We start from the raw sequence: 3,817 nt of genomic DNA on the forward strand, positions 1-3,817 counted from the left end.
AGTGACCGCATACTTGCTGGTCACTGGCCTCTTCTGGGCTGTGGCGGCGCCAGGATTCGAACCTGGGAAGGCTGAGCCGGCAGATTTACAGTCTGTTGCGGAGACGTACGCTGACCTGGGGATTGTCCGGTGCACGGAGCCTCTGCCCCACAGGAGCCCCACCGGACCGCCCAGACGTCCATCTCATGCCAATCGCTGGCCAACGACCGGGCGGGGAAGCTGCTCTCCCTCCTGAAATCGCAGACTCTTGATGGGTTTCCCGGAGACCCACGCGTTCCATGCCTTCAGGTAGAGACCCAACTGGGCGCGAGAGTCCGTACGCCGCCGCCGCGACGAGATGCTTCTGAGTTGAACAATGGCCTTGGTGAGCGCCAGCCGCGGGTCTGTGGCTTGCAGATTCGCACCGGTCATCAAGCCCTCAACCCATTCTTCCGTGTCCACTTCCGGTGCTGACCCCAGGCCAAGAAAGTATCCGGCAGAGGTCGCGGTAGGGATCATCCCCAGAGTCTTCGCGAGGGGCCTCCCGACTGCAACACTCTTCCTGTAGCCGTCCGGATTCTCCTCGAACAGAGCTAGCAGGCGGTCATTGGGGATCCGCGTACGGCTACCTACCCACGGTCCAGTGAGATCCGCCTTTGCCAGGTGGACGTGCCTCACCACCGATGCAATCAGTGTCGAGTCCTTCTCTCCAGTCAAGCTGAGGACATCACCCCCAGACCGTCGCTTCCCGGTGTCCAGAAAGGGCATCGTCTCAGGGGACATGTGCTCGAAGACAAGCAATTTTGTCGGTACACCTGACTTGACGATCGCACTCAGCCTGTGCTGCCCGTCGAGAACCTCTCCGGCTTTAAGAGATCCGCTGAGTGCGATCCCCTGATGCGTCAGCTGGAAGGTCCCTTCCTCCATGTACCTGGCAAGCTGCGCGACTAGCGTCCTGTCCAGCGGCCGGTTCGCGTTGTTTCGCTTTAGCAGATCAAGCGCCATCTCGGGCGTGACAACTACCAGTTTCCCCTGGTAGCTGCGCTGCCCTCGCGTGTTTCCTGTACTCATGCAGTGCAGTCTGAGTCATCACTCATACACGAACCAGACCCCACGACTACCAGCCAACGAAGTTGCAGCGAATGGCGCATTGTTACTATTTCCAACAAAGCTGAATGTGGGCGAGCGCGTGATCTGAGCCTGCTCACTCTGCCCTGTTGCATGTACCACCCCCATGCAGGGAGCCGTTGACCGCCTCGGGACCTGAGTGACAGCAAGGTGCACCCGCCGAAGTGCGCCCTTGGCGGAAACCGGGCTCAGCTCTCGAACGACAGCTCTCACGGGCCACAGCTTCGCCGTCGGTGCGGAACGGTCAGTCGGTGGAGTTACAACCCACCTTCATGGGTGCGCATCTCGCAACCATCAAGAAGGCGGGTGAGATAGCTGTAGGCCGCCAATCTTTCCATTCCTTCTTGGTCAGAGAGTTCCACTCGACTGCGAGTAGTCACATTGCGTAGTGCCAGGTCGTCCAAAGAGAGGTCATTGAGGATCTCGCAAGTGGGCACGAGCTGGCACGCATCCTCTTGACCGTGCTTATCCTCGACCGGGTCCCGCCAGACAAGCTTGGGCCACCCTGGCGTCGATTCGCCTCCAGACAGTGTCTGCTGCCAGAGTTTGGTGCCGTCGACATCTGCGCGGCCCAGACACTCACGCCAATGAGCGGTGAGCGCTTCTGATACCTCCCGCACGACCACTCGGTACTCGTGGATTGTCCAATGGTCCGCAGCGGGCGGACCAGATAAGTCGTGTAGCTGGGAGGGCGCAAACCCTGGGATGCCGAACTCTTCTGACGCCTCGGCGTCGCCGATCATCGAGCGCAGGGCACCCTCTGGCGCTGGCTGCTGTAGTTCGGATGTCGCGAGGGTCCCCAGGCTCAATCGCATGCGTGACAGGGAGGCAGGTGCCCCTTAAGGTGACATCTCTGACACGTGCTTATAACACAGGGTTACTGAGCCCTACTGTGTAAGCGCATTCCCGTTCACAGCGACCTGGCAAGGCGAGCTGCGCCTTGCGTTGGGTGTTTGCCCTGTGAGGTTGGGGACGCGGCTGGCGAGTGGCTTGCCTGCGGGTGCGGTGTGTGCGCGGTGGTGATTGTAGGTGTGGAGCCAATAGGGGAAGGCTGCTCGGCGTTCGGTCCCTGAGTGGTAGGGCATTGCGTAGGCCATTTCTCCAGCACGACCCCGGTTGAGGCGTTCGACTTTGCCGTTGGTCTGCGGTCTGTGGGGGCGGCTGCGTTTGTGGGGGATGCGGCCAGAGTCTCGCGCCAGAGACCTGTAGCAAGTGCCGTTGTCGGCGAAGACTCGTTCGACGGTGATGCCGTGGCGGGTGAAGACGGGTTGTGCTCGCTGCCAGAAGCCCGCCGCGGTCTCCTTCCGCTCATCGGTGAGGACTTCGCTGTAGGCGAGGCGGGAGTGGTCATCGAGGGCGAAGTGGATGTAGCTGTGCCGATCACCGGTTTGCAGCTCTCCGCGGGTCGTCGTGGTGGCTTGCCGGTTGTGGACGCCTGTGGTCCTGCCGACCGTGCGCCAGCCGCCTCCGTTGGGGATGTTGCCGACCTTCTTGATGCCGAGATGGACCAGTTCGCGTTCGTAGCGGCGGACCACCCGGCCGGTGGGACGGTCCAGGTAGGCCAGGCGGTTCAGCCCGTGCCGGGCTAGGATCCGGTGAAAGGTCGAAGGCGGCAAGCCGAGGATCGGCCCGATGCGGGAGGGGGCCGAGTTTCCTGTTGGTCCGGAGCGCACACCTCGGCTTCGGTTTGCCGAGGTGCGGTCCGGGCGGCTGGCGCGGTGATGGATCCGGCATTCCCCTCGGCCGCAAACCGGCGCACCCCCTTATGAGCACTCGCCGGCCACCCACCCATCAGCCGCGTGAACAACGCATCAGATTAATACAGAAGCAGCGTTCGACGACGTTGCGACGGCGGTAGACCGACCGGTTGAGACGGCACAGCGACTCGCCGCGTCGGCGTCGTCCGGCGATCTGGTCGGTGCGTTTGGGGATGGTGCAGGCGATGCCGCGATGTCGTAGGTAGGTGCGGATACTGCGGGACGAATAGCCCTTGTCCGCCACCACCTGCGGTGACGGTGAAGGCCAGAGGGAGCCCGCGACCGTCGCAGGCGAGGTGGATCTTGGACGTCAGTCCGCCTCTCGAGCTTCCGAGCGCCTGGCAGCGCCCCCTTTTCGTGCGCCGGCGACCTGCTGGTGGGCGCGCACGGTGGTGGAGTCGCTGCACACGATCGACCAGTCCACCGTGCCCACAGCATCCGAGTGCTGCTGGACACGAGCGAGTATCCGATCCCACGTCCCGTCCGCCGACCAGCGGCGGAAGCGCTCGTAGACCGTCTTCCACGGCCCGTATCGCTCAGGCAGATCCCGCCCGGCCGCACCCGTCGACAGCTTCCACAGAATCCCGTTGATCACCTGACGTCTGTCCCGGACGGGACGCCCCATCCGGGAAGACGGCAACAGTGGCTCGATCCGCTCCCACGCTTGATCAGTTAGCTCATGACGACGAGGCCCCATGGACAACGGACTCAGCGAACGCACGGATCGAAGCAACTCTGAGAACGGCGAGGTAGAGCAGCCCGAAGCATGCCCACACGTACGGGTCGGCACGCGAATCAGGGTGAGAAAAAGCGGGACATAAGGGTCATACTCATGCCACTCAGGCATGAAAACGAAGAAGGCCAGTGACCGCATACTTGCTGGTCACTGGCCTCTTCTGGGCTGTGGCGGCGCCAGGATTCGAACCTGGGAAGGCTGAGCCGGCAGATTTACA

2 protein-coding genes, 1 tRNA gene and 2 pseudogenes are annotated in these 3,817 nt (G+C 62.6%); all 5 read right to left on the minus strand.

Translation table 11 applies throughout. The features are described 5' to 3' along the window. Positions 1-41 precede the first annotated feature (41 nt). Positions 42-147 (minus strand) — tRNA-Tyr (locus tag H181DRAFT_RS29610). Positions 148-183: 36 nt separating this feature from the next. Next, on the minus strand, positions 184-1,050 hold the full coding sequence (locus H181DRAFT_RS28145) for a hypothetical protein (RefSeq protein WP_045867280.1): 867 nt from the start codon (positions 1,048-1,050) through the stop codon (positions 184-186). Positions 1,051-1,364: 314 nt separating this feature from the next. After that, a complete protein-coding gene (locus H181DRAFT_RS29095) occupies positions 1,365-1,850 on the minus strand; it encodes a TIGR02391 family protein (RefSeq protein WP_158715468.1) in 486 nt (161 codons plus the stop codon). Positions 1,851-2,060: 210 nt separating this feature from the next. Then, a pseudogene (locus tag H181DRAFT_RS28150) lies at positions 2,061-2,750 on the minus strand (integrase core domain-containing protein); the annotation flags it as partial. Positions 2,751-2,931: 181 nt separating this feature from the next. Continuing rightward, positions 2,932-3,561: pseudogene (locus tag H181DRAFT_RS29100) on the minus strand (IS5 family transposase); the annotation flags it as partial. Positions 3,562-3,817: the final 256 nt, after the last annotated feature.

The organism is Streptomyces sp. WMMB 714, from assembly GCF_900090125.1.
Lineage (GTDB): Bacteria > Actinomycetota > Actinomycetes > Streptomycetales > Streptomycetaceae > Streptomyces > Streptomyces daqingensis.

Excerpts from the sequence above, each read along its gene's own strand:
- H181DRAFT_RS29095 (WP_158715468.1), bottom strand. The coding sequence starts at position 1,850 with ATGATCGGCGACGCCGAGGCGTCAGAAGAGTTCGGCATCCCAGGGTTT.
- H181DRAFT_RS28145 (WP_045867280.1), bottom strand. The coding sequence starts at position 1,050 with ATGAGTACAGGAAACACGCGAGGGCAGCGCAGCTACCAGGGGAAACTG.